The sequence below is a fragment of the Streptococcus sp. AS20 genome (genome assembly GCF_000524255.1).
Classification (GTDB): Bacteria; Bacillota; Bacilli; order Lactobacillales; family Streptococcaceae; genus Streptococcus; species Streptococcus constellatus.
In genome coordinates this window covers 65,137-91,074 of the sequence record NZ_JANS01000011.1, presented here as the reverse complement: position 1 = coordinate 91,074, position 25,938 = coordinate 65,137, and the positions used below count along the sequence as shown (strand labels likewise).

Annotated in this window: 22 protein-coding genes; 21 read left to right on the top strand and 1 reads right to left on the bottom strand. The window is 39.2% G+C overall.

The window, feature by feature from the left end; translation table 11 throughout:
- The first annotated feature begins 3 nt into the window (after nt 1–3).
- The 11 genes from HMPREF1514_RS05965 (at nt 4) to dnaJ (ending at nt 13,241) form a co-directional block, all read left to right on the top strand.
- Nucleotides 4–1,341 carry a PFL family protein gene (locus HMPREF1514_RS05965; RefSeq protein ID WP_037597985.1) on the top strand — a complete coding sequence of 446 codons (1,338 nt, stop codon included), beginning with the start codon at nt 4–6 and terminating at the stop codon, nt 1,339–1,341.
- 46 nt (nt 1,342–1,387) lie between these two features.
- Nucleotides 1,388–2,083 (top strand): histidine phosphatase family protein, encoded by a 696-nt coding sequence (locus HMPREF1514_RS05960; RefSeq protein ID WP_037597982.1) that lies wholly within the window; start codon nt 1,388–1,390, stop codon nt 2,081–2,083.
- A gap of 135 nt (nt 2,084–2,218) precedes the next feature.
- On the top strand, nt 2,219–2,914 hold the full coding sequence (locus HMPREF1514_RS05955; RefSeq protein WP_037597981.1) for a histidine phosphatase family protein: 696 nt from the start codon (nt 2,219–2,221) through the stop codon (nt 2,912–2,914).
- Nucleotides 2,915–3,119: 205 nt separating this feature from the next.
- Complete coding sequence (locus HMPREF1514_RS05950) at nt 3,120–5,177, top strand: BglG family transcription antiterminator (RefSeq protein WP_003035577.1); 2,058 nt, start codon at nt 3,120–3,122, stop codon at nt 5,175–5,177.
- Nucleotides 5,170–5,448 carry a PTS sugar transporter subunit IIB gene (locus HMPREF1514_RS05945; RefSeq protein WP_003035564.1) on the top strand — a complete coding sequence of 93 codons (279 nt, stop codon included), beginning with the start codon at nt 5,170–5,172 and terminating at the stop codon, nt 5,446–5,448. The genes HMPREF1514_RS05950 and HMPREF1514_RS05945 overlap by 8 nt, the downstream gene beginning before the upstream one ends.
- 19 nt (nt 5,449–5,467) lie before the next feature.
- On the top strand, nt 5,468–6,844 hold the full coding sequence (locus HMPREF1514_RS05940) for a PTS ascorbate transporter subunit IIC (RefSeq protein ID WP_003070596.1): 1,377 nt from the start codon (nt 5,468–5,470) through the stop codon (nt 6,842–6,844).
- 16 nt (nt 6,845–6,860) lie between these two features.
- The gene (locus HMPREF1514_RS05935) at nt 6,861–7,580 is read left to right on the top strand and encodes a transaldolase (protein ID WP_003070595.1); all 720 of its coding nucleotides are present in this window, start codon (nt 6,861–6,863) and stop codon (nt 7,578–7,580) included.
- Between the two features lie 172 nt (nt 7,581–7,752).
- Entirely contained in the window at nt 7,753–8,787 is a 1,035-nt protein-coding gene (hrcA, locus tag HMPREF1514_RS05930) for a heat-inducible transcriptional repressor HrcA (protein WP_037598203.1), read from the top strand.
- A gap of 35 nt (nt 8,788–8,822) precedes the next feature.
- The gene (gene grpE, locus HMPREF1514_RS05925) at nt 8,823–9,359 is read left to right on the top strand and encodes a nucleotide exchange factor GrpE (RefSeq protein ID WP_037597979.1); all 537 of its coding nucleotides are present in this window, start codon (nt 8,823–8,825) and stop codon (nt 9,357–9,359) included.
- A gap of 451 nt (nt 9,360–9,810) precedes the next feature.
- Nucleotides 9,811–11,634 (top strand): molecular chaperone DnaK, encoded by a 1,824-nt coding sequence (dnaK, locus tag HMPREF1514_RS05920; protein WP_037597978.1) that lies wholly within the window; start codon nt 9,811–9,813, stop codon nt 11,632–11,634.
- A gap of 473 nt (nt 11,635–12,107) precedes the next feature.
- Nucleotides 12,108–13,241 (top strand): molecular chaperone DnaJ, encoded by a 1,134-nt coding sequence (gene dnaJ, locus HMPREF1514_RS05915; RefSeq protein ID WP_037597975.1) that lies wholly within the window; start codon nt 12,108–12,110, stop codon nt 13,239–13,241.
- Nucleotides 13,242–13,272: 31 nt separating this feature from the next.
- On the opposite strand, the gene HMPREF1514_RS05910 is transcribed toward dnaJ, so the two are convergent.
- Nucleotides 13,273–13,758 carry an NUDIX hydrolase gene (locus tag HMPREF1514_RS05910; RefSeq protein WP_037597974.1) on the bottom strand — a complete coding sequence of 162 codons (486 nt, stop codon included), beginning with the start codon at nt 13,756–13,758 and terminating at the stop codon, nt 13,273–13,275.
- Between the two features lie 110 nt (nt 13,759–13,868).
- On the opposite strand from HMPREF1514_RS05910, the gene truA reads away from it, so the two are divergent.
- The 10 genes from truA to HMPREF1514_RS05855 all read left to right on the top strand — a co-directional run bounded on the left by truA (nt 13,869) and on the right by HMPREF1514_RS05855 (nt 25,726).
- Nucleotides 13,869–14,618 carry a tRNA pseudouridine(38-40) synthase TruA gene (truA, locus tag HMPREF1514_RS05905; protein WP_003070588.1) on the top strand — a complete coding sequence of 250 codons (750 nt, stop codon included), beginning with the start codon at nt 13,869–13,871 and terminating at the stop codon, nt 14,616–14,618.
- Nucleotides 14,608–15,381: a bifunctional hydroxymethylpyrimidine kinase/phosphomethylpyrimidine kinase gene (locus HMPREF1514_RS05900; protein WP_037597972.1), complete on the top strand. Its 774-nt coding sequence runs from the start codon at nt 14,608–14,610 to the stop codon at nt 15,379–15,381. Before truA ends, HMPREF1514_RS05900 begins: the two co-directional genes overlap by 11 nt.
- A complete protein-coding gene (locus HMPREF1514_RS05895) occupies nt 15,359–15,835 on the top strand; it encodes an ECF transporter S component (RefSeq protein WP_037597969.1) in 477 nt (158 codons plus the stop codon). Before HMPREF1514_RS05900 ends, HMPREF1514_RS05895 begins: the two co-directional genes overlap by 23 nt.
- An 84-nt stretch (nt 15,836–15,919) precedes the next feature.
- A complete protein-coding gene (locus tag HMPREF1514_RS05890; RefSeq protein WP_037598201.1) occupies nt 15,920–16,483 on the top strand; it encodes a TIGR01440 family protein in 564 nt (187 codons plus the stop codon).
- Between the two features lie 120 nt (nt 16,484–16,603).
- On the top strand, nt 16,604–17,887 hold the full coding sequence (gene tig, locus HMPREF1514_RS05885; protein ID WP_037597966.1) for a trigger factor: 1,284 nt from the start codon (nt 16,604–16,606) through the stop codon (nt 17,885–17,887).
- Between the two features lie 235 nt (nt 17,888–18,122).
- Nucleotides 18,123–18,710: a DNA-directed RNA polymerase subunit delta gene (gene rpoE / locus HMPREF1514_RS05875; RefSeq protein WP_003070583.1), complete on the top strand. Its 588-nt coding sequence runs from the start codon at nt 18,123–18,125 to the stop codon at nt 18,708–18,710.
- Nucleotides 18,711–18,953: 243 nt separating this feature from the next.
- On the top strand, nt 18,954–20,564 hold the full coding sequence (locus tag HMPREF1514_RS05870; protein WP_037597962.1) for a CTP synthase: 1,611 nt from the start codon (nt 18,954–18,956) through the stop codon (nt 20,562–20,564).
- A 162-nt stretch (nt 20,565–20,726) separates the two neighbouring features.
- The gene (locus tag HMPREF1514_RS05865) at nt 20,727–21,416 is read left to right on the top strand and encodes a B3/B4 domain-containing protein (protein ID WP_037597959.1); all 690 of its coding nucleotides are present in this window, start codon (nt 20,727–20,729) and stop codon (nt 21,414–21,416) included.
- Between the two features lie 158 nt (nt 21,417–21,574).
- Nucleotides 21,575–23,551: a peptide ABC transporter substrate-binding protein gene (locus HMPREF1514_RS05860; RefSeq protein WP_003070579.1), complete on the top strand. Its 1,977-nt coding sequence runs from the start codon at nt 21,575–21,577 to the stop codon at nt 23,549–23,551.
- A gap of 195 nt (nt 23,552–23,746) precedes the next feature.
- Complete coding sequence (locus HMPREF1514_RS05855; protein WP_037597957.1) at nt 23,747–25,726, top strand: peptide ABC transporter substrate-binding protein; 1,980 nt, start codon at nt 23,747–23,749, stop codon at nt 25,724–25,726.
- The last annotated feature ends 212 nt before the right edge of the window (nt 25,727–25,938 follow it).

Sequence of the window (25,938 nt, the reverse complement as noted above, 5' to 3'; positions counted from 1 at the left end):
AAAATGGATATAAAGCAGGTTACTGAAACGATTGCCATGATTGAGGAGCAGAATTTTGATATTCGGACTATCACTATGGGCATTTCACTTCTCGACTGTATTAATACGGATATTGAGCGAGCGGCGGAAAAAATCTATCAGAAGATTACCAGTAAAGCTAGAAATTTGGTAGCTGTCGGAGATGAAATCGCTGCTGAGCTAGGGATTCCCATTGTCAACAAGCGCGTTTCTGTCACGCCTATTTCCCTAATTGGGGCAGCGACCGATAGTGAGGATTATGTGCCACTGGCAAAGGCGCTGGATCGAGCAGCAAAAGAAATCGGTGTTGACTTTATCGGTGGTTTTTCTGCTCTGGTGCAAAAGGGTTATCAAAAAGGAGATGAAATCCTTATCCGTTCCATTCCGCGAGCTTTAGCGGAGACTGATAAGGTTTGCTCCTCTGTCAATATTGGTTCCACCAAGTCAGGCATTAACATGACGGCGGTGGCAGACATGGGACGTGTCATCAAGGAAACGGCTGAACTTTCTGATATGGGAGCTGCGAAATTAGTTGTTTTTGCGAATGCTGTTGAGGACAATCCTTTCATGGCAGGAGCTTTTCACGGTGTCGGTGAAGCGGATGTAGTCATCAATGTTGGGGTTTCTGGTCCTGGTGTTGTCAAGCGTGCGCTGGAAAAAGTCCGTGGTGAGAGCTTTGATGTGGTGGCAGAAACGGTTAAGAAAACAGCCTTTAAAATCACTCGTATCGGTCAATTGGTCGGTCAAATGGCTTCAGAGCGCCTAGGTGTGAAATTTGGAATTGTTGATTTAAGTTTGGCACCAACGCCAGCTGTTGGGGATTCTGTCGCTCGTGTTTTGGAAGAAATGGGATTGGAAACGGTCGGTACGCATGGAACGACGGCAGCTTTGGCTTTGCTTAATGACCAAGTCAAAAAAGGTGGCGTAATGGCTTGCAATCAAGTCGGCGGTTTGTCTGGTGCTTTCATTCCAGTTTCAGAAGACGAGGGGATGATTGCAGCAGTTCAAAATGGATCTCTCAATCTAGAAAAATTAGAAGCCATGACTGCTATCTGCTCAGTAGGCTTGGATATGATTGCGATTCCTGCGGCAACACCTGCTGAAACCATTGCAGCTATGATTGCCGATGAAGCGGCAATTGGCGTTATCAATCAGAAAACGACAGCGGTGCGGATTATTCCTAAAGGAAAAGAAGGGGACATGATTGAATTTGGCGGTCTTTTAGGAACGGCTCCGGTCATGAAAGTTAATCAGGCGTCATCTGTTGATTTTATCGCGCGTGGTGGACAAATTCCAGCACCAATTCATAGTTTTAAAAATTAAAATGTGGTCTGTATGACAGGCCTTTTCTTTTGAAAAGGAGATTAAAATGACAAAAACGAAATTATACATTATTCGTCATGGAAAAACGATGTTTAATACAATTGGTCGGGCGCAAGGATGGAGTGATACGCCACTTACGGCTGAAGGGGAACGTGGCATCCATGAATTAGGAATTGGTCTGCGAGAGTCGGGGTTGAAATTTTCTAAAGCTTTTTCCAGTGACTCCGGTCGAACGATTCAGACCATGGGGATTGTCCTTGAAGAACTCGGCTTAACAGGCAACATTCCTTATACTTTTGACAAACGGATTCGTGAGTGGTGTTTCGGAAGTTTTGATGGAGCCTATGGTGGTGAGCTTTTTTATGGCGTGATTCCACGAGTTCTTAATACAGATGACTATAAGGAGCTGAGTCTACCTGAGTTGGCGAATGGCTTGGTTGAAGTCGATACAGCTGGTTGGGCTGAACCTTGGGAACAATTGAGCAGTCGGATTCTGGATGGGTTTACAGCGATTGCTAAAGATGTAGAAGCTTCTGGCGGGGGCAATGCTCTTGTCGTCAGTCATAGTATGACAATCGGTGCTTTTGCGTATCTGATTGATGAAGCGATTACCAAAAATCCTGGCGTGCAAAATGGTAGTGTAACAGTTGTGGAATATGAAAATGGGAAATTTACCATTCAAACATTAGGAGACATGTCTTATCGCCAAGTGGGTGCTAAGATACTGGAAAAACAAAAATAATTATAAAAACAGGAATGTAAGAAAAGTTGATGTTTACAAATTGTGACTTTTATCTTACTCCTGATTTTTCTTTCATCTCTCAAACGATTTTCTGCAAAAAATGATATAATATAGTGAGAAAAACGGAGGTAAAATATGGCAAAAACAAGATTATACATTGTTCGCCATGGGAAAACCATGTTTAATACAATCGGTCGGGCACAAGGCTGGTCTGATACACCTTTGACCGCTGTGGGAGAACGTGGAATTCGTGAGCTAGGGATTGGACTTCGCAAGTCTGGGATTCAATTTGCAAAAGCTTTTTCTAGTGATAGTGGGCGGACGATTCAAACCATGGGGATTCTGCTAGAGGAACTCGGTTTAACAGGACGCATTCCTTATCGCACAGATAAACGACTTCGCGAATGGTGTTTTGGCAGTTTTGATGGAGCCTATGATGGCGAATTGTTCATGGGAGTGATGCCGCGTGTTTTTAATGTAGAGCATGTTCATCAATTGAGTTATCCTGAGCTGGCCGAAGGTCTGGTGGAAGTGGATACTGCTGGTTGGGCTGAAAGTTGGGAAAAATTGAGCAATCGTATTTGGACAGGATTTTCAGACATTGCAAAAGAAATAGAAGCCTCTGGTGGTGGCAATGCCTTGATTGCTAGCCACGGTATGACTATTGGAACTTTTGTATATCTCATTGACCAAACAAGACCGCATGGTTTAGATAATGGTAGTGTGACGGTTGTTGAGTACGAAGAGGGTCGCTTTACAGTTGAATATGTTGGTGATATGTCTTATCGCACAGTGGGGGCAAAAGAACTAGCAGAACAGTCAGCAAAATAAAGTGTTCAAAATCAACTGATATGAACAAATCAAGGGAGTTTAGATAGAATTTGTATATGAAAAAGCAGGGAAATTTCCCTGCTTTTTCATATATTTCTCGACCAAAGCACAATTCGAAGCTAATGACCTGGGTAATAAATTGGGCTGAATCTGAATTGAAAGCGGATACTTTTTATATTATACTAAAATTGTAGGAGGTATCATCGTGTTATCAAATGAGCTCATTGAAAAATTTCAAATCTTTTCTAGCTATCCGAATGCCTCTATATTAGAATTAGCTGTTCTCCTAAAATCCAATAGAAAAATGGTGCTGACGGATATACGTAAAATCAATGATATATTGTTTAGTGTGGGTTTACCACGGATACAAATAGAAGAATCGTATATTCAAATGCCAGATATTTCTCTCAATGATCTATTTTCCCGGATGTCATTAGACTCAGGTGAATATTTGTTCTTTGAAGAGCGATTGGATATGATCATACTTTATATTCTATTGAATACTGATTTTGTCTCTAATACTCATTTGCAATGCTTACTTCAGATGAGTAAAAATTCGGTTTTATCTGATTTAAAAAAAGCGAGATTGCAGGCAAAGAAATATGGGGGGCAACTTGTCTATACTCGACAAGAAGGTTACATTATACGTGCAACCGACACAAAGCGTATGCTTCTACTTGAGCAAGTGGTAGAAAATATTTTAGCCAAAGCTAGTGGCAGTTGGGTCATCAAATATGTGCTGGATGAATGCCAGCTTCAAATAAATGTTGAAGAGATTTATAACTTCTTATATGATTTGGGCTGTCAATATCATTTGGTTTTTATTTTTGAAAAAACCAAAGCAGTGAGCTACTTATTAGCGGTTTTGGCTAGCCAACAATGGGAAGAACAGACTGTCATTGGACCTCCATATTTATCGAAAATGGAACAATCTTCCATAGGGAGACTTGTGAAAGAGTTGGTGGTTTCTTATCCTTTGCTAGAGCAGAAACGTTATTTTATCATGAGTCGGTTAGCAGGATGTATTCAAGGAGATTTGATAGACAATCCAGACCCGTTAATGATTTTCATTATGGATCGGATTATCAATCAAGTAAAAGCTTATACAGGGATTGAATTTAGAGATTCCATTCAATTTAGAAAAGATTTATATGCTCATCTTTATCCGGCTTTTTATCGACTTTTGTTTGATATTCCATTGAATAATCCTTTAAAAGAGCAGATTCTAAAGGATTTCAATTCACTCTTTCATCTTGTAAGGCGAAGTTTGAGCCCTTTGGAAAAATATTTGAAAAAGACGATTAGCAATGATGAAATTGCTTATTTCACCATTCATTTTGGTGGGTATCTGGAGCAGATTGGGACATCAAATCAGAGTGCGAAGTTGACTGCTCTAACCATTTGTCCAAATGGTGTTAGTTCTTCTTTGATTCTTCAGTCGGAGTTAAAGCAGCTATTTCCTAAAATGGTATTTCGAGAGGTGCACCAGCTAAAACAGGTGAAAGAAATTGGTGTTTCTACTTACGACATGATTTTTTCAACAATTTATTTTGAAACGAATAAGCCACTTTATTTGTTAAAACCTTTGATGAATTCAATGGAGAAAATCATGTTGAAAAAACAAGTTTGTACCGACTTTAATATAGATGAAATGGGAATTTCTGTTGAAGAATTATTGCAGATTATCCATAGGCATGCAGAGATCAAGGATATGAGTAAGCTTCGCAGAGAATTATCGACTTACATCATGGGTAATCAAGAAAAACAAGAACTAGGAGGATATGGTTTGGTAGATTTACTGGAAAGAAAATTAATAAGGCAGATAGAGTGTGTGCCTGATTGGAAGAAAGCGATTCAAGTGGCATCTGCTCCATTGCTGGAACAAGGTTATATCCACCAATCTTATGTGGAAGGGATGATTGATTCGGTGGAGCAAATGGGACCATATATTGTACTGGCACCAAGGGTTGCTGTTCCACATGCATCGCCTGAATACGGAGTTGATAAATTGGGAATTAGTTTATTGCAACTCAAACAACCTGTGGATTTTGATATAACAGATGAAGGAGATGAGGAAAAGCAAGTTCAACTAATTTTTGTCTTGGCTGCAGTTGATTCGACTTCTCATTTGAAGTCGTTACAGGAGCTGGCAATGATTTTGGATGATGAAGGAGTAGTAGGGAGCTTAATTAGGGCGGAAACAATTGATGAAATACTATGCATCATCACAGAAGCAATTGAGAAAGGAGAAAGCTATGATTAAAATTGTAACAGTTTGTGGAAATGGTATCGGCAGCAGTCTTTTACTACGTTTAAAGGTGGAAGCAATAGCTAAAGATTTGGGTATCGAAGTGGAGGTAGAGTCTTGTGACTCAAATGCTGCAGTCGGAAAAGGTGCCGATCTTTACGTAACAGTTAAAGAATTTAAAGATATTTTTCCAGTAGAAACCAAAGTCTGTATTGTCAAAAGCTACACAAATCGTAAGAAGATTGAAGCAGATTTGGTTCCAGTTTTAGAAGAAATGAATCCTTAATAAGAATGGAGGTTTTATGATGAATGGAGTACTGACTTTTTTACAAAATATTTTGAGCGAACCTGCGTTTTTGATGGGGCTGATTGCCTTCGTTGGCTTAGTCGCTTTGCGCACTCCGAGTCACAAGGTGTTGACAGGAACATTAGGACCTATTCTAGGGTATTTGATGTTAGCTGCTGGAGCGACTGTTATCCAACAAAACCTAGCTCCTTTGGCTACTTTGATTGACCAAGGCTTTGGCATTACAGGGGTTGTACCAAATAATGAAGCTGTAACTTCGGTAGCTCAGAAGATTTTAGGTGTTGAAACCATGTCTATCTTGATTGTTGGCTTGGTTTTAAATATTTTGTTTGCACGTTTCACGCGATTCAAATATATCTTTTTAACAGGACACCATAGTTTCTTTATGGCTTGTCTTTTGTCTGCAGTATTGGGAGCGATTGGCTTTAAAGGAATGGCTTTAGTTGCGGTTGGCGGCTTTATTCTTGGGGCCTGGTCTGCAATTTCGCCAGCTATTGGGCAAAAGTATACTCTGAAAGTCACCGATGGAGATGAGATTGCTATGGGACATTTTGGTAGTCTGGGTTACTATCTGTCAGCTTGGATTGGTTCTAAAGTTGGCAAAAACAGTCCCAGTACGGAAGAATTGCATATCTCTGAGAAGTGGAGTTTTTTGAGAAATACAACCATTTCGACAGGCTTGGTGATGGTCGTATTTTACCTCATTGCAGTTGTAGCCTGTCTCATCAATAATCCTAAAACTGTAACAGAATTAGCAGCAGGAAAAAATCCGTTCATCTTTGCTATTGTAGGCGGTTTGACATTCGCAGTTGGTGTCGCTATCGTTTATGCTGGTGTTCGGATGATTTTGGCAGATTTGATTCCAGCTTTCCAAGGTATCGCAATGAAATTGATTCCGAATGCTGTTCCTGCTGTGGATTGTGCTGTATTCTTTCCTTATGCTCCGACGGCTGTTATTCTCGGTTTTGCTTTTAGTTTCCTTGGAGGTTTGCTTGGTATGTTCGTGTTAGGAGCAATTGGTGGTGTTTTGATTGTTCCTGGTATGGTGCCTCACTTTTTCTGTGGAGCAACTGCTGGAATATTCGGAAATGCAACAGGGGGGCGACGTGGAGCTATTTTGGGATCTTTTGTAAATGGTTTGTTTCTAGCCTTTCTTCCTGCAACGCTCTTACCCGTTTTAGGAAAATTGGGTTTTGCAAATACAACGTTTGGCGATTTTGACTTTGGCGTATTTGGAATTTTGCTGGGTAATGTTGGAAATTCCATTGGACAAATCGGTGTTTATCTGATTGTAGCGGTTTTAGTCGTGGTTTTACTGTTACCATCCATCATTACAAAGGGAAATACAGCTTTAAATAATATTTCTGAAGAATAACATTAAGGAGAAAAATATGGTTAAAACATTATCTATTAAAGTTTACTCAGATGGTGCGGTATTGGATAAGATGTTAAAGGATTTAGAGTCTGGGTTAGTATCAGGTTTTACGACCAATCCTAGTCTAATGAAAAAAGCGGGCATTACAAGTTATGTAGAATTTGCCAAAGAAGTGTTGACAAAAATTACAGAATTTCCAGTGTCATTTGAGGTGTTTTCAGACGAGATGGAAATCATGGAGAAAGAAGCGGAATTCTTAGCTTCTCTCGGTGAAAATGTCTATGTGAAAATTCCGGTCATCAATTCTCGAGGTGAATCAACTCTTCCTCTCATTGATCGATTAACATCTAAAGGAATTAAAGTTAATGTGACAGCGGTGTTTACTGTAGAACAAGTCAAGGAAATTGTGCCAGTTTTAAAGGCAGGACTGCCGTCAATCGTGTCTGTCTTTGCGGGGCGGATAGCTGATACAGGTGTGGATCCGATACCGATTATGAAAGAATCTTTGACTTTATGTCATCAAAAATCTAGTGTGGAATTGCTGTGGGCGAGTCCACGAGAAGCATACAATATTTATCAAGCAGATGAGTTAGGTGTAGATATTATCACTTGTACACCAGATTTGATTCAAAAATTATCTCTCAATGGCAAAGATCTATATGAGTATTCATTGGAAACTGTTCAGATGTTTCTCCGTGATAGCACTAGCTTAGGGTTTAAGATAATAGAAGAATGATGTGCAAATACTTCATCTTAAGTCTGATTTTTAGCACTCTTGTAAAAAGAGTGCTAATTTTTTGAGTTTTTATCTTGACTTTGGTGTGGAAGAGTGTATAATAGAATCATGAGTTAGCACTCGAGTAGGTTGAGTGCTAATTGTGATTGGAATCTTGATTGGAGGTGATGCCGTGGTCACGGAGCGTCAAAATGAGATTTTGAATTTGATTATTGATATCTTTACCAAGACCCACGAGCCAGTCGGATCCAAAGCGCTACAAGAGTCAATCAAATCAAGCAGTGCGACGATTCGTAATGATATGGCTATTCTTGAAAAACAAGGCCTTTTAGAAAAAGCACACACATCAAGTGGACGTAAGCCTAGTGTTGCAGGTTTTCAATACTTTGTCAAACACTCCCTTTCCTTTGATCGTCTTGCTGAAAATGAACTCTATGAAGTGATAAAGGCATTTGATCGTGAATTCTTCAAGTTAGAGGATGTTCTTCAACAGGCAGCAGATGTTCTTTCAATGTTGAGCGGATGTACAGTGGCAGCACTTGATGTAGAGCCAAGTCAACAACGCTTGACTGCTTTTGACATCGTGATTCTCAGCCAACATACAGCTTTAGCAGTTTTCACTTTAGATGAGTCCAATACGATTACCAGCCAGTTCGTGATCCCCCGTAATTTCCTACGAGGTGATTTGATTCAGCTGAAAGAATTGATTCAAGATCGTTTTTTAGGACAAACAGTTCTTGATATTCACTATAAAATCCGAACAGAGATTCCTCAGATTATCCAGCGTTATTTTACAACGACCGATAATGTTCTGGATCTTTTCGAGCATATCTTTAGTGATATTTTCAAAGAAAATGTCATTGTGTCTGGGAAGGTAAGATTATTAGATTTTGCAGATTTAGAGAGTTATCAGTTCTTTGATCAGCCCCAAAAAGTAGCTTTTGAGCTTCGAGATAGTTTAGCTGAAGATCAGATGCAAAGTGTGCGCGTGGCAGACAGCAGAGAAAGCTGTTTGGCTGATTTGACTCTAATTTCCAGCAAATTCCTCATTCCTTATCGAGGTTTTGGGGTGCTGGCAGTTGTTGGTCCGGTTAATCTTGATTACCAACGGCTGGTCAGCCAGATGAATGTTGTCAACCGTGTGCTGACCATGAAATTGACTGATTTTTATCGATATCTGAGTAGTAATCACTATGAAGTCCATTAATTATAGTATAAATATTCCTAAAAAGGAGGTGCCTTGTGGCAAAACATAAACAAGAAGAACATCCAGAAGATGTGGAAGTAAAAGAGGAAGCTGTAGAAACAGCTGATCAAGCTGAATCAGTAAGTCCTGAAAAAACAGAATTAGAACTAGCCAATGAGCGGGCAGAAGATTTTGAAAACAAATATCTCCGTGCTCACGCTGAAATGCAAAATATTCAGCGCCGTGCTAATGAAGAACGCCAGCAGCTGCAAAGATACCGCAGTCAGGATTTGGCAAAAGCTATCTTGCCTTCGTTGGACAATTTAGAGCGAGCTCTGGCTGTCGAAAGTCTGACAGATGATGTCAAAAAAGGCTTAGAGATGGTGCAGGAAAGCTTGATTCATGCTCTCAAAGAAGAAGGAATTGAAGAAATCGTAGCGGACGGAGCATTTGACCATAACTATCACATGGCCATCCAAACAGTTCCAGCAGATGACGAGCATCCAGCAGATACCATTGCCCAAGTCTTCCAAAAAGGCTACAAACTCCATGACCGCATCTTAAGACCAGCAATGGTGGTTGTTTATAATTAGGCGGTAAGTCAGAAATCTGTGATTTCGTTGACGCACCCCCGCAAGGGTGATTAGGCTGGTCACGAGCGTTTGCGAAGTGAACTGCCAATCAGCTACTGCGTAAAATTTGTCCGAAACGACAATAAACTATGAAGGAAGAAAACATTCGTTTAGCTTTGCTTCTGATGAGCGAAGCGAACCAAAGACGATACTCTTTGTCGTGGCGCTACTTACGCAAACTTTGAGACTTTAGGCTCAAAGTTTAGTCAAAGAGATTGACGAAGTCAAGCTCTGACGGCGTCGCCACCTAAGAAGAGTATCAAAAAGAAAATTAAAGTAAAAATAGGAAATAAGAAAGGATTTGAACCCGAACGAAATGCTCGGAAAATAGATAAACCGCCTGGCATTCATCGAATGCTTCGTTGGTTCCCTAATTTTCAGTCGCATTGTCGGCGTTCTTGGTATCATTATTATGTCTAAAATTATCGGTATTGACTTAGGTACAACAAACTCAGCAGTTGCAGTTCTTGAAGGAACTGAAAGCAAAATTATCGCAAATCCAGAAGGAAATCGCACAACTCCGTCTGTCGTATCATTTAAAAATGGTGAAATCATCGTTGGTGATGCCGCAAAACGTCAAGCAGTGACAAACCCAGATACAGTGATTTCTATCAAATCAAAAATGGGAACTTCTGAAAAAGTTTCTGCTAACGGAAAAGAGTACACTCCACAAGAAATTTCAGCCATGATTCTGCAATACTTGAAAGGTTATGCAGAAGATTATCTTGGCGAAAAAGTAACTAAGGCAGTTATCACTGTGCCAGCTTACTTTAACGATGCACAACGTCAAGCGACCAAAGACGCTGGTAAAATCGCTGGTCTTGAAGTAGAACGGATTGTCAACGAACCAACAGCTGCAGCTCTTGCTTACGGTTTGGACAAGACTGAAAAAGAAGAAAAAATCTTGGTATTCGACCTTGGTGGTGGTACATTTGACGTCTCTATCCTTGAATTGGGTGATGGTGTCTTCGACGTATTAGCAACTGCAGGGGACAACAAACTCGGTGGTGACGACTTTGACCAAAAGATTATTGACCATATGGTAGCTGAGTTTAAGAAAGAAAACGGCATTGACTTATCAACTGACAAGATGGCGCTTCAACGTTTGAAAGACGCAGCTGAAAAAGCAAAGAAGGATCTTTCAGGTGTGACTTCAACGCAAATCAGCCTGCCATTTATCACAGCTGGTGAAGCTGGACCGCTCCACTTGGAAATGACCCTGACTCGTGCTAAATTTGATGATTTAACACGTGATCTTGTAGACCGTACAAAAGGTCCTGTTCGTCGTGCTCTATCTGACGCTGGACTTTCTCTGTCAGAAATCGATGAAGTTATCCTAGTTGGTGGATCAACTCGTATCCCTGCCGTTGTGGAAGCTGTTAAGGCTGAAACTGGTAAAGAACCAAACAAATCAGTGAACCCTGACGAAGTTGTTGCCATGGGTGCAGCTATCCAAGGTGGCGTCATCACTGGTGATGTCAAAGACGTTGTCCTTCTTGACGTAACACCATTGTCACTTGGTATTGAAACAATGGGTGGTGTCTTCACTAAACTGATTGACCGCAACACAACGATTCCAACATCTAAATCACAAGTCTTCTCAACTGCAGCAGACAACCAACCAGCTGTTGATATCCACGTTCTTCAAGGGGAACGCCCAATGGCAGCAGATAACAAGACTCTTGGACGTTTCCAATTGACAGATATCCCAGCTGCTCCTCGCGGAATCCCTCAAATCGAAGTAACGTTTGACATTGATAAGAACGGTATCGTGTCTGTTAAAGCCAAAGACCTTGGAACTCAAAAAGAACAACACATTGTCATCCAATCTAACAGCGGTTTAACTGACGAAGAAATTGACCGCATGATGAAGGATGCAGAAGCAAACGCTGAAGCAGATAAGAAACGTAAGGAAGAAGTTGACCTTCGTAACGAAGTTGACCAAGCTATCTTTGCGACTGAAAAGACAATCAAGGAAACAGAAGGTAAAGGCTTCGACGCAGAGCGTGACGCTGCCCAAGCTGCTCTTGATGAACTTAAGAAAGCCCAAGAAGACAATAACTTGGACGACATGAAGGCGAAATTGGAAGATCTCAACGAAAAAGCTCAAGCATTGGCAGTGAAACTCTATGAACAAGCGGCTGCAGCCCAACAAGCTCAAGCAGGAGCAGAAGGCGCACAAGCAACAGGAAACGCAGGCGATGACATCGTAGACGGAGAGTTTACTGAAAAATAAGATGCAAAGCCCGTTAAAACCTCACAGTGAAAATAGGAAATCTGATGCAGAAACTTTAGTTTCTAGAAAGATTTATCTTTTTCACCAAGAGGTTAGGGCGTGCTCGATTCAATAAGATGTTGAGGCGTTAAGAAAACGAAAGAAAAATAGGAAGCCATCGCCTTGTGCGGTGCACAAAAGATGGCTTATCTTTTTTCCGATGTTTTTAGCCAAAACTCAATTCAGCATTACTAGTTTGATTTTTAAAACTCGAACGTCGTAATGATAGGAAGAAATCCAGAGGTTGTAAGCCAGCCTCTGTTTTTCGGTAAGAAAGAAATTGGAATGGAAACTTCCGGTTCTTTCTTATACTAAGTTAGAAAGGAACTGAACCCGACCTAAATTCTCAGAAAAAAGAGAAATCAGCCTAGGAGCATCGCTCCGTCGCTTGATTTCCTATTTTTCAGTCGAATTTTACGGTCTTGGTATCTTAAATGAACAATACAGAATATTATGACCGTCTAGGTGTCTCTAAGAATGCATCTCAGGATGAGATCAAGAAAGCCTATCGGAAATTATCAAAAAAATATCACCCAGACATCAATAAAGAACCGGGTGCTGAAGAGAAATACAAGGAAGTCCAAGAGGCCTATGAAACCTTAAGTGATGAGCAAAAACGGGCAGCCTATGACCAATATGGTGCTGCGGGTGCTAATGGAGGCTTCGGTGGTGGAGCTGGCGGTTTCGGTGGCTTTGATGGTTCTAGCTTTGGTGGCTTTGAAGATATTTTCTCTAGCTTCTTTGGTGGAGGCGGTGCAAGTCGCAATCCAAACGCACCTCGTCAAGGAGATGATCTGCAATATCGAGTCAACCTTAAGTTTGAAGAAGCCATTTTTGGCACAGACAAAGAAATTAAATACAATCGTGAGGCGACCTGTCATACTTGTCATGGCTCTGGTGCGAAACCAGGAACCAATCCAGTCACTTGTAGCCGCTGTCATGGGGCAGGCGTGATCAATGTGGATACACAAACACCTCTTGGAATGATGCGCCGTCAGGTGACCTGTGATGTCTGTCATGGGCGTGGACAAGAAATCAAAGACTCTTGCCAAACTTGTCACGGAACAGGGCATGAAAAGCAAGCCCATAGTGTTCATGTTAAAATTCCAGCAGGTGTTGAAACTGGTCAACAAGTTCGCTTATCTGGGCAAGGTGAAGCTGGTTTCAATGGTGGACCTTATGGTGATTTGTATGTCGTCGTTCAGGTGGAATCAAGTGACAAGTTTGAACGGGATGGATCAACCATTTATTATAAGCTCAATCTCAATTTCGTTCAAGCAGCTTTAGGTGACAGCGTGGAAATACCAACCGTTCACGGTGATGTGGAATTAACCATTCCAGAAGGAACACAAACTGGCAAACGCTTCCGCCTGCGTGGAAAGGGAGCACCGAGCCTTCGTGGCGGCAGCATGGGAGACCAGTATGTCACAGTCAATGTTGTAACACCGACAGGACTTAACGACAAACAAAAAGCAGCGCTGAAAGAGTTCGCAGAAGCTGGTGATATGAAAATCAATCCAAAGAAAAAAGGTTTCTTTGATAAAATGAAAGATGCCTTTGAGCAATAAGAAAAGAGCAGTTTGACGCTGCTCTTTTATATTATAAGGATAAAAATGTGTGTTTTTCATCTTTGGTGATGACGCGCTTGATACCAGTTGGTTGTGTGGAAACAAGTTTTGCTAGAAAATTTGGGTAGGCTTGATACTCATCCATTCGATCTAGTGGAATCCATTCAACTGTTTCGGCAGCAGAAAAGCTTGGGAACTGCTGGCCTTTTGACTTCATCAAGTAATAAAAGGAAATTTCATGGCAATTCAGACCGGCTAATTTGCCAGAACTTTGTTGGAAAAAATTTTCGTGAATGAACAGCAATCGATCGATTTCGTAGTCCTGTCCAGTTTCTTCCTTAATTTCTCGAAGAACAGCTTCTTCTGATGTTTCTCCTAGCTGAACAGCTCCACCTAAAGGATAAAAATAATCCTCGTTTGGATTGGTCATAAAAGCAAGCGCGCCTTCTTCAATAATGACGGCAGCAGCTTTGTAACGAAATCGAAATTTCTTTTCGCAAAAAGTAATATCAGTCATTTATCTTTCCTCCGTATTCTAGTGTAGCATATTTTTAATGAAAATCTGTCCCCGGACAGTTGGGTTTTTAGTTTCTTGTTTTCCAATTTATTTCTTGTTACAATAAACACATGACACGATATAAAGCGATTATTTCTTACGATGGTCATGACTTTGCTGGTTTTCAGCGGCAACCTCATGCTCGCAGCGTTCAAGAAGAGATTGAAAAGACTTTAACTAAAATCAATAGAGGAAAGCCTGTCATCGTTCATGGAGCTGGACGCACAGACAGTGGCGTTCATGCTTTGGGGCAGGTAATTCATTTTAATTTACCACAAAAAAGGGATGAAGAAAAACTACGTTTCGCACTTGATACGCAGACACCAGAAGACATTGATTTTATTAGCGTAGAAGAGGTGAATGAAGATTTTCATTCAAGATATTGTAAACACAGCAAGACCTATGAATTTATAGTGGATATCGGGCGTCCTAAAAATCCTATGATGCGCCATTATGCAACCCATTACCCTTATCCGCTTGATTTGAGTTTGATTGAAGAAGCTATTGAAAAGTTAGAAGGAACTCATGATTTTACGGGTTTTACAGCTTCAGGGACTAGTGTGGAAAATAAAGTTCGGACGATTACAAAAGCATACTTAGACTTTGATGAGAAACGCAACTTTCTGATTTTTACTTTCTCTGGCAATGGCTTCTTGTATAAGCAAATTCGCAATATGGTCGGTACTTTATTGAAAATTGGAAATAAACGAATGCCAGTTGAGCAAATTGATAGAATTTTAACAGAGAAAAATCGTCATTTGGCTGGACCAACAGCAGCACCAAACGGACTTTATCTAAAGGAGATACGATATGAGGAATAATCTTATTCTGGCAATTTCAGGGAATGATATCTTTAGCGGTGGCGGATTGCACGCTGATTTAGCCACTTATACAGTCAATCAACTACATGGTTTTGTGGCAGTGACTTGCCTGACAGCCATGACAGAGCAAGGTTTTGAAGTCATTCCTGTTGATTCTACTGTTTTTTCTCAGCAGCTTCATTCTCTCAAGAATGTGCCTTTCTCAGCCATCAAACTAGGACTCTTACCAAATGTTGAAATAGCAGATTTGGCCTTGGATTTTGTGAAAGCTCATGCAGGCATTCCTGTCGTATTAGATCCTGTCTTGGTTTGCAAGGAAACTCATGATGTCGAGGTCTCAGCACTTCGAGAGGAACTGATTAAATTTTTCCCTTATGCAAGTATTATCACGCCTAATTTACCAGAAGCCGAACTATTGGCTCAAAAAGAGTTGCGAACACTGGAGGATGTAAAAGAAGCGGCTAGAATTTTCCATTTCTTAGGTGCTAAATCCGTTGTTATCAAAGGAGGGAATCGTCTAGATTCTCAAAAAGCAGTTGATGTTTTTTATAATGGAGAGCAGTTTCAATTTCTGGAATCATCTGTTTTAGACAACAATAACACGGGCGCTGGCTGTACCTTTGCTTCTAGCATTGCCAGTCAACTATTACTAGGAAAATCAATTGTTGAAGCTGTTCAAATTTCAAAAAAATTTGTTTATCAAGCCATCCAACATTCAGATCAATATGGGGTTGTTCAATATGAAAAAAAATCAGACATATAAACTTGTCCTTTTGTCCATGATTGCTGCGTTGACAGTTGTTTTGGGCTACTATTTAAAAATTCCAACACCAACGGGGATTTTAACGTTCCTCGATGCAGGCATTTTTTTTACTGCCTTTTATTTTGGCAGAAAAGAAGGAGCAATCGTCGGTGGTTTAGCTGGGTTTCTCATTGATTTGCTTTCGGGTTATCCACAGTGGATGTTCTTTAGCTTGATTTTTCATAGTTTACAAGGATATTTTGCAGGTTTTAAAGGAAGAAGTCGTTATCTCGGTTTGGTGTTGGCTACGTTTGTTATGGTAGGAGGTTATGCTGTTGCTTCCACTATCATGCATGGTTGGGGAGCGGCTTTTCCAGAAATATTTCCTAACTTTTGCCAAAATACCTTAGGGATAATTGTCGGATCTATTTTGAATAAACTGTTGACAGATGTTTTGAAAAAGTCAAACAAATAAGGGCGGTGTCCTCTTGGGCTTCTAAAAGCTCTATTTGTAAATATATTCAGAAGTATTTATGACAAAATGAAACGAGGTAAAATGATGAATTTACAAGAATTGAAAAAACAAACTCAAACCATTTTAGCAGATGTTTTAGAGAAATCAGCACTATCTTCAGGTGATATTTTTGTACTGGGCTTGTCTTCCAGTGAGGTGATTGGAGGGCATATTGGAAAAAATTCCAGTCAAGAAGTGGGAGAGGCTATTGTCAAAACTATGTTGGATATGTTGTCACTTCGTGGAATTTACTTGGCAGTTCAGGGATGTGAACATGTCAATCGTGCTTTGGTCGTGGAGAAAGAATTGGCGCAGAAACAAAATCTGGAAATTGTCAATGTGTTGCCAACTCTTCATGCTGGTGGAAGTGGTCAATTAGCAGCTTTTAAATATATGAACAACCCAGTTGAAGTGGAATTTATTACGGCTCAAGCAGGGATGGATATCGGAGATACAGCAATTGGTATGCATATTAAGCACGTCCAAATTCCGGTACGACCAATTTTGAGAGAACTCGGAGAAGCGCATGTGACTGCGCTTGCCAGTCGTCCAAAGCTAATCGGTGGAGCGCGAGCTGCTTACAAAAAGGATAAAATTCGGAAAGCATAAAGAGCAAAATCAGCAAATGGACGGAAAAATCGTTAAATTTTTCATTAGAAAATTTGTGAAATAACGTGTATTTATGGTATAATTGATTGTATTCAATAAATTTTAAGGAGAAATGACAGAATGTCTGTATCATTTGAAAGCAAAGAAACAAATCGCGGAGTTTTGACATTTACAATTAGTCAAGAACAAATCAAGCCAGAATTGGATCGTGTATTTAACTCAGTTAAGAAAAATCTGAATGTACCAGGTTTCCGTAAAGGTCATCTTCCTCGTCCAGTGTTTAATCAAAGATTTGGTGAAGAAGCTCTTTACCAAGATACATTAAATGCTCTTCTCCCAGCTGCTTATGAAGCTGCTGTTAAAGAAGCAGAGATCGAAGTTGTTGCTCAACCACAATTTGATGTGGCGTCTATGGAAAAAGGTCAAGATTGGACCATTACTGCGGAAGTGGTTACAAAACCCGAAGTAAAATTAGGTGAGTATAAAAACTTAGAAGTATCTGTTGATGTCTCTAAAGAAGTATCTGATGCAGATGTAGATGCAAGAATTGAACGCGAACGCAATAATTTAGCAGAACTTGTATTGAAAGAAGATAAGGCTGCTAATGGTGATACAGTTGTGATTGATTTTGTTGGAACAGTTGACGGCGTTGAATTTGATGGTGGTAAAGGAGATAACTTCTCACTTGAACTTGGAAGCGGTCAATTCATTCCAGGTTTTGAAGACCAATTAGTTGGACATGCTGCTGGTGAAACAGTAGAAGTAAACGTGACATTCCCAGAAGACTATCAAGCAACAGATCTTGCAGGTAAAGATGCTAAATTTGTAACTACGATTCATGAAGTCAAAGAAAAAGAAGTTCCAGAAGTAGATGACGAACTTGCCAAAGATATTGATGAAGATGTTGAAACACTGGATGAATTAAAAGAAAAATACCGCAAAGAATTGGCTGAATCAAAAGAAATTGCGTTTGATGATGCAGTTGAATCTGCGGCACTTGACCTTGCAGTAGAAAATGCAGAAATCGTTGAATTGCCAGAGGAAATGGTTCATGAAGAAGTTCATCGCTCTGTAAATGAATTTCTTGGGAACATGCAACGTCAAGGTATTTCACCAGACATGTACTTCCAAATCACTGGTACAACTCAAGAAGATCTTCATAAACAACATGAAGCTGACGCTGAAAAACGTACTAAGACTAATCTTGTGATTGAAGCTGTTGCAAAAGCAGAAGGATTTGAAGCGAGCGATGAAGACATCGAAGCAGAAATTTCTTCACTTGCAACTGACTACAACATGGAAGTGGAGCGTGTTCGTCAACTTCTTTCAACAGATATGTTGAAACATGATATTGTTATTAAAAAAGCCGTTGAATTGATTACAAGTACTGCAAAAGTAAAATAATCTAATGATACATAAGGCAAATTCAGTCGGAGATTCGACTGAATTGCCTTTTTGCTTCTTTTATATAAAAGTAGAAGTCATTTTGATGAAAAAGAGTGATTTTCTTGATTGGAAAATAAAATTCTTTTTGACGAAAGAAGATTTTTATCGTACAATAAAAAGTAGCGAAAATTCAACAAATTAATTTTTAAGAGCAAGTCTAAAAAAGCTCTTAAACCTTAAAAGGAGATCAATTTTGGAATTAGAAGTATTTGCTGGACAAGAAAAAAGTGAACTTTCTATGATTGAAGTGGCGCGTGCTATTTTAGAGACACGTGGTCGCAATCATGAAATGTATTTTAATGACCTTGTCAATGAAATTCAAAATTACCTTGAAAAATCAAATAGTGATATTCGTGAAGCCTTGCCGCTTTTTTATACAGAGTTAAATGTAGACGGCAGTTTCATTCCTCTAGGAGATAACAAATGGGGCTTGCGTTCATGGTATGCGATTGACGAGGTGGATGAGGAAATTATCGCCCTTGAAGATAACGATGAAGAAACTCCTAAGAAACGGAAGAAAAAACGTGTGAATGCCTTTATGGACGGAGATGAAAATGCCATTGATTACAATGACGATGATCCAGAAGATGAAGACTCATATGAAGCAGATCCTGCCCTTAATTATGACGAGGATAATCCGGACGACGAAAAGAGTGAAGTAGAAGCGTATGATGCTGAAATCAATGAAATTGCACCTGATGATTTAGGTGAAGAAGTCGAACTCAATGAAGAGGATGAAGACTATTCAGATGATGAGGTGGATTCAGAGGATGAAGAATAGTTAAGTCCGCTAACGTTTGCTTCTGTTCTTATTTGACAAAAAATTTATTCTGCGATATTATAATATCGGGCACTTCTTTTAAGAAGTCAAAAGCTCCCTAGCTCTAGGGAGCTGTTTTTGTTTTTGCTATTAGAAGTGAACACGCCTGAAAACATCGAAAAAGCAAAGGTTGATTTATGAATAGTCGTTTCCCATTTTCGTGTGTTTTCTAAATGAGTTTTGTATCTTAGATAAGGAGAATGTATGGCAACAAAATATATTTTTGTTACAGGTGGTGTAGTTAGTTCGATCGGTAAAGGGATTGTGGCAGCAAGTCTTGGTCGTCTTTTGAAAAATCGTGGTCTTAAGGTAACCATTCAAAAGTTTGATCCATATATCAATATTGACCCAGGAACGATGAGCCCTTATCAACACGGTGAAGTATTTGTGACGGATGATGGTGCAGAAACTGACTTAGACCTCGGGCATTATGAACGCTTTATTGATATCAACTTAAATAAATATTCAAATGTGACAACAGGTAAGATTTATAGCGAAGTTCTTCGTAAAGAACGTAAAGGTGAGTACCTTGGAGCAACTGTTCAAGTCATTCCACACATTACAGATGCTCTAAAAGAAAAAATTAAACGCGCTGCAACGACAACCGATTCAGATGTTATCATTACTGAGGTTGGTGGTACTGTAGGAGATATTGAAAGTTTGCCATTCTTAGAAGCACTTCGTCAAATGAAGGCAGATGTTGGTGCAGATAATGTGATGTATATCCACACGACATTGCTTCCTTATCTGAAAGCTGCTGGGGAAATGAAAACGAAGCCCACTCAGCATTCTGTAAAAGAATTGCGTGGTCTTGGAATTCAACCGAACATGCTTGTTATTCGTACTGAAAAACCGGCTGGCCAAAATATTAAGAACAAATTGGCACAATTTTGTGATGTAGCACCAGAAGCAGTGATTGAGTCGCTAGATGTGGAACATTTGTACCAGATTCCATTGAATCTGCAAGCGCAAAACATGGACCAAATCGTTTGTGATCACTTGAAGTTGGATGTGCCAGAAGCAGATATGACGGATTGGTCTGCTATGGTTGATAAAGTCATGAACTTGAAGAAACAAGTAAAAATTGCGCTGGTTGGGAAATATGTGGAATTACCAGATGCTTACATTTCTGTTGTGGAAGCTCTCAAACATTCTGGTTACGCCAATGATGCAGAAATTAAACTGAGCTGGATCAATGCGAATGATGTCACAACTGAAAATGTCGCCGAGTTGCTGAATGATGCGGACGGGATTATTGTGCCGGGTGGATTTGGTCATCGTGGAACGGAAGGAAAGATTGCGACGATTCAATATGCTCGTGAAAATGATGTGCCAATGCTTGGAATTTGCCTCGGCATGCAGTTGACTTGTGTCGAATTTGCTCGCCATGTGCTAGGATTTAATGACGCTAATTCTTCAGAATTGAACCCTGATACGCAACATCCTGTTATTGATTTGATGCGTGATCAGATTGATGTGGAAGATATGGGAGGGACACTTCGCTTAGGACTTTATCCGTCTAAACTAAAACGTGGATCCAAAGCAGCTGCAGCTTATGATAATCAAGAAGTTGTTCAGCGTCGCCACCGCCACCGTTACGAATTTAATAATGAATTCCGTCAACAATTTGAAGATGCCGGTTTTGTATTCTCAGGAGTTTCACCGGACAATCGCTTGGTGGAAATTGTTGAAATTCCAGAAAATAAATTCTTTGTGGCTTGTCAATACCACCCAGAATTATCTAGCCGTCCTAATCGCCCAGAAGGACTTTATACAGCTTTTGTTACAGCAGCAGTTGAAAATAGTGAGAAATAAGATTGGAAGCAATTCCAGTCTTTTTAGCATTTCTCATAGGAGAAAAATTTGTTAATATGAATGAAAGACAGCATTTTAAAACTAAAGTAAGAAATTTTCTCCTAAAAATGATACAATTTGAATAGTTGATGAGCTCAATAAATAATGAACCGGAGGTGGATCATGATGAAATTTATACTGAATGAAAGTCTTGCAATGCTTGGGATTAAAAATGTGGTTATTGGCATCGCTAAAAATGTAGACCCACATGCACCTTTACCTGCTTCATTTTTGAAAAAGCAAAAAGAGATGGAAAAGTGGGCATTGAATTGCGATATCGATGAGGTGTCTGATACTCCAGTCATTCAAGGCTACAAGGATTTGTTGCAAAGTGTCGGACGTAGTGTCAAGAAGAATCCTCCTACCGTTTTGGCGCTTATTCGGAATATTCGACATCGTGGCTCCTTCCCGAATATTAATAGTATTATTGATATTTATAATGTTGAATCTTTACATTCTTTATTAGCCATCGGTGGGCATGATTTGGATAAAATAGCGGGGCAAATTGAATTTACGGTTAGTCAAAAAGAAGATGTTTTTCTACCTATTTTATCTACGGAAAAACACGTTTCACAGACTGATTATGTTTATCGTGATCAAAAAGGAATTTTAGCATGGCTAGATGTTCGTGACGGAGAAAACTATAAATTTGATGACGAGACAAAGAATGCTATTTTTATCATTCAAGGAAATGCTCATACATCTGTTGAAATGCGTTTAGAAGCACTGAAGCGCATTGAGAACGATTTAGCAGAATGTATGCCGAATCTGGAGTTTGAAACGTATGTCATTTGTTCAGAGAAAAAGACATAAAAACAGTGTATTCACTGATAAGATACGAGAAGCAAATCTATTTTTTGAAGGCATTTGGAATACAATCACATTTTTTAGTAAAAGATTTGTTTGAAAATTCTTTACTTTTTAGTAAGATATAGTATAATTAGAATATATCATAGTTTTCGGAGGTACCTATGAAAAAAAGTAAAATTATTGCAGTAGCAGGGGTAGCCCTACTAACTGCTGGTTTTTTAACAGCTTGCTCGGGTTCGAAATCGAACTCAGCTGAAACAAAATTTGGTTATGTGTATTCTGGTGATCCAGAAACTTTGGATTATGTAACATCAGGAAAAGCAACCACTAGCGATCTTGTGACAAATGGAGTTGACGGATTGTTAGAAAATGACAAATATGGAAATCTTGTACCATCAATGGCTAAGTCATGGACTGTATCAAAAGATGGTTTAACCTATACTTATAAACTTCGTAAGGGTGCCAAATGGTACACATCAGAAGGTGAAGAGTATGCTGAAGTCAAGGCGCAAGATTTTGTAACTGGACTGAAACATGCTGCCGATAAAAAATCTGAGGCTCTTTATTTGGTTCAAAACTCAATTAAAGGTTTAGATGCTTACGTGAATGGTCAAACAAAAGACTTTTCAACGGTAGGTGTGAAAGCGGTTGATGACTATACTGTTCAGTATACATTGAACAAGCCAGAACCATATTGGAATTCTAAGACAACCTCTGCCATTATGTGGCCAATCAATGCAGAATTTTTGAAATCTAAAGGAAATAAATTTGGCCAATCAACAGACCCTAACTCAATCCTTTATAATGGACCATTCTTGATGAAAGCTATCACAGCAAAATCTGCGGTAGAATATGTTAAAAACAAACATTATTGGGATAAAGATAAAGTAAAAGTTGATAGCATTAAACTTGCTTACTATGATGGTCAAGACCAGGACTCATTGGCTCGTAATTTCAAAGATGGGGCATACTCATACGCACGCCTCTTCCCAACAAGTTCAAACTTTGCAACTTTTGAAAAACAATTCAAGGACAATATCTATACAGCAGAAGCAGGCTCTGGAACGGCTGCTTTAGCCCTTAATATTGACCGTCAATCTTACAACCATACGGCTAAGAAAACAGATGAAGAAAAAAATTCAACGAAAAAGGCATTGTTGAACAAAGACTTCCGTCAAGCTTTGAACTTTGCACTTGACCGCGAATCTTATGCAGCACAAGTAAATGGTAAAGATGGTGCTGCCACAGCAATCCGTAATATGTTTGTACCATCTAATTTTGTTCAAGTTGGTGAAAAATCATTTAGTGATGTTGTAGAAGAAAAATTAGCAAGCTATGGCGATGACTGGAAGGGTGTCAAACTAGCTGATTCACAAAATGGCTTGTACAATCCAACAAAAGCAAAAGCAAAATTTGCAAAAGCAAAAGAAGCTTTGCAAGCTCAAGGTGTGAAATTCCCAATTCACTTAGACGTTCCTGTTGTAGAAACTTCTAAGAACTACGTTGCTCGGATGCAGTCTTTAAAACAATCTGTTGAAAAAGTACTCGGCAAAGAAAATGTTGTCATGGACTTGAATATGATGTCAGAAGACGACTTTAATAACGTCACTTACTATGCTCCAAATGCAGCTGGAGAAGACTGGGATATTTCAGGTGCTGTTGGTTGGAGTCCTGATTATCAAGATCCATCTACTTATCTTGATATTTTGAAATCAACGGCTTCTGACAATACGAAGACTTGGTTTGGTTTTGACTCTGGTAGTGAAAATGCCGGTGCTAAAGCAGTTGGATTGGACGAATATAATAAATTAGTCGATGAAGCAGGTGCAGAAACAACAGACATTGCAAAACGTTATGAAAAATATGCAGCAGCACAAGCTTGGTTAACAGACAGTTCGCTTGTCTTGCCAACAATGGCTTCAACAGGTGCCGGAACTTTTGTGTCGCGCATTCAACCGTTCTCAGGTGCATTTGCGCAAACAGGTAGTAAAGGTAGCTCAACCTACTATAAATACATTAAAGTCGGTAAAGATGCTGTCACGAAGAAGGACTATGAAGCAGCTAAGAAGAAATGGCAAAAAGAAAAAGCCGAGTCTAATAAAAAAGCTCAAGATGAATTAGCTGATCATGTAAAATAATACAATGATAAAAGCAGGTAAAACTCACTAAAAGGTGAGGAAAACCTGCTTTTTTAATTTCTAAAGGTTAATAGATTAATATAAACCTTATTAAATCAGCTTTCAAAATATGTCGTAAAATTTAGAAAATTCTATTTACTTTTTACTGTTTGTGTGCTAGAATGTATAAAAATAATGAATTTGGGAGGAATATTCATGAAGAAAAGTAAAATCATTGCTTTAGCGGCTGTTAGCCTACTTGCAGCAGGAGCCTTAACGGCTTGTTCTGGTTCTAAAACAAGTTCTAGCAACAAAACATTTTCATATGTTTATGAGCAAGATCCAGATAATTTGGATTATTTGACAACTGGGAAGGCTTCTACTTCAAATATTACAAGTAATGTCATCGATGGACTCTTAGAAAATGACCGTTACGGAAATTTAATCCCTTCTGTGGCAAAGGATTGGACGGTTTCCAAAGATGGCTTGACTTACACTTATAAACTTCGTAAAGGTGTCAAATGGTATACATCCGAAGGTGAAGAGTATGCCGAAGTCAAAGCGCAAGACTTTGTGACTGGTTTGAAACACGCTGCAGATAAGAAATCCGATGCTATTTATTTGGTACAAGATTCAATCAAAGGCCTGGATGCTTACATGAAGGGTGAAAATAAAGATTTCTCTTCTGTCGGTATCAAAGCGGTTGATGATTATACGGTTCAATATACTCTGAATCGACCAGAAAGCTTTTGGAACTCAAAAACAACAATGGGCGTTTTAGCGCCAGTTAATGCAGAATTTTTGAAATCAAAAGGAAATAAATTTGCACAAGCAACAGACCCATCTAGTCTTCTTTATAATGGACCATACTTGCTAAAATCTATCACTGCAAAATCATCTGTTGAATTGGCTAAAAATCCAAACTATTGGGATAAGAAAAATGTACACATTGATAACATCAAATTGTCTTACTATGATGGTCAAGACCAAGATAAACTTGCTAAAGGATTTAGTGACGGTTCATTTACCAATGCAAAAGTATTTCCAACTAGTCCAAGTTATGCTTCCGTCAGCAAGAAATACAAAAACAACATCGTTTATACTCCACAAGATGCAACCACTTATCTAGTGGCTACAAACATCGATCGTCAATCTTACAATCATACATCAAAGACAACAGATGCTCAAAAGACATCTACTAAGAAAGCATTATTAAATAAAGATTTCCGTCAAGCAATTACATTTGCATTTGACCGCACAGCTTATGCGTCACAAGTAAATGGGAAAGATGGTGCGACAAAGATGCTTCGTAATCTCTTTGTACCACCAACTTTTGTTCAAACAGATGATAAGAACTTTGGAGAATTGGTCAAAGAAAAATTAGTCAGCTACGATGAAAGTTGGAAAGATGTCAACTTAAATGATGCGCAAGACGGTCTTTACAATCCAACGAAAGCCAAGGAAAAATTAGCCAAAGCGAAAGCAGCGCTTCAAGCAGACGGTGTTCAATTCCCAATCCACATTGACATGCCAGTTGACCAAACGGCAACGAATAAAGTTCAACGTGTACAATCATTGAAACAATCGATTGAAAAAAATCTTGGCAAAGAAAATGTTGTGATTGACATTCAACAAATGTCTAAAGACGATGTAAATAATATCACTTACTTTGCTGAATCTGCAGCTGCAGAAGATTGGGATCTTTCTGATAATGTTGGTTGGAGTCCAGACTTCCAAGATCCATCTACCTATCTTGATATCATCAAACCTTCAAGCGGTGAAAGCACAAAGACTTATCTAGGATTTGATGCAGGTACGAATAACGCTGCAGCAGCACAAGTCGGTATGAACGAATATGAAAAGCTGTTGAACGAGGCTGAAAAAGAAACCACTAATACGAATGCACGCTATGAAAAATATGCGGCAGCCCAAGCTTGGTTGACTGATAATGCATTAGTTATTCCAACAACAACGCTAACGGGTCGCCCAATTCTTTCTCGCACAGTGCCATTTACTAATTCATTTGCTTGGTCAGGAAACAAAGGGAATAGTGAAATCATTCTATATAAATATCTTGAACTCCAAGATGAGCCTGTTACACAAGATCAGTACAAGAAAGCTATGACTAAATGGAATAAAGAGCGATCAAAATCTAATAAAAAAGCTCAAGAAGAACTTGCAGATCATGTTAAATAATTGAAAAAAATTTAACAGAAAAACAAAAAGGGTTCATTTATGATAAAAATATTCTGACAATTGATTTTACAATTGACTAGAATTGTGGTATAATTTTAAACAATCAGTTTAAAATTGAAGGTATTCTAAAATCGAAAATAGGTATTTGTCGTAACGCGTGACATTTTTCTATCCCTTCCTTCGGTCTTGACTGACAGGTTAGGTTTAATAAC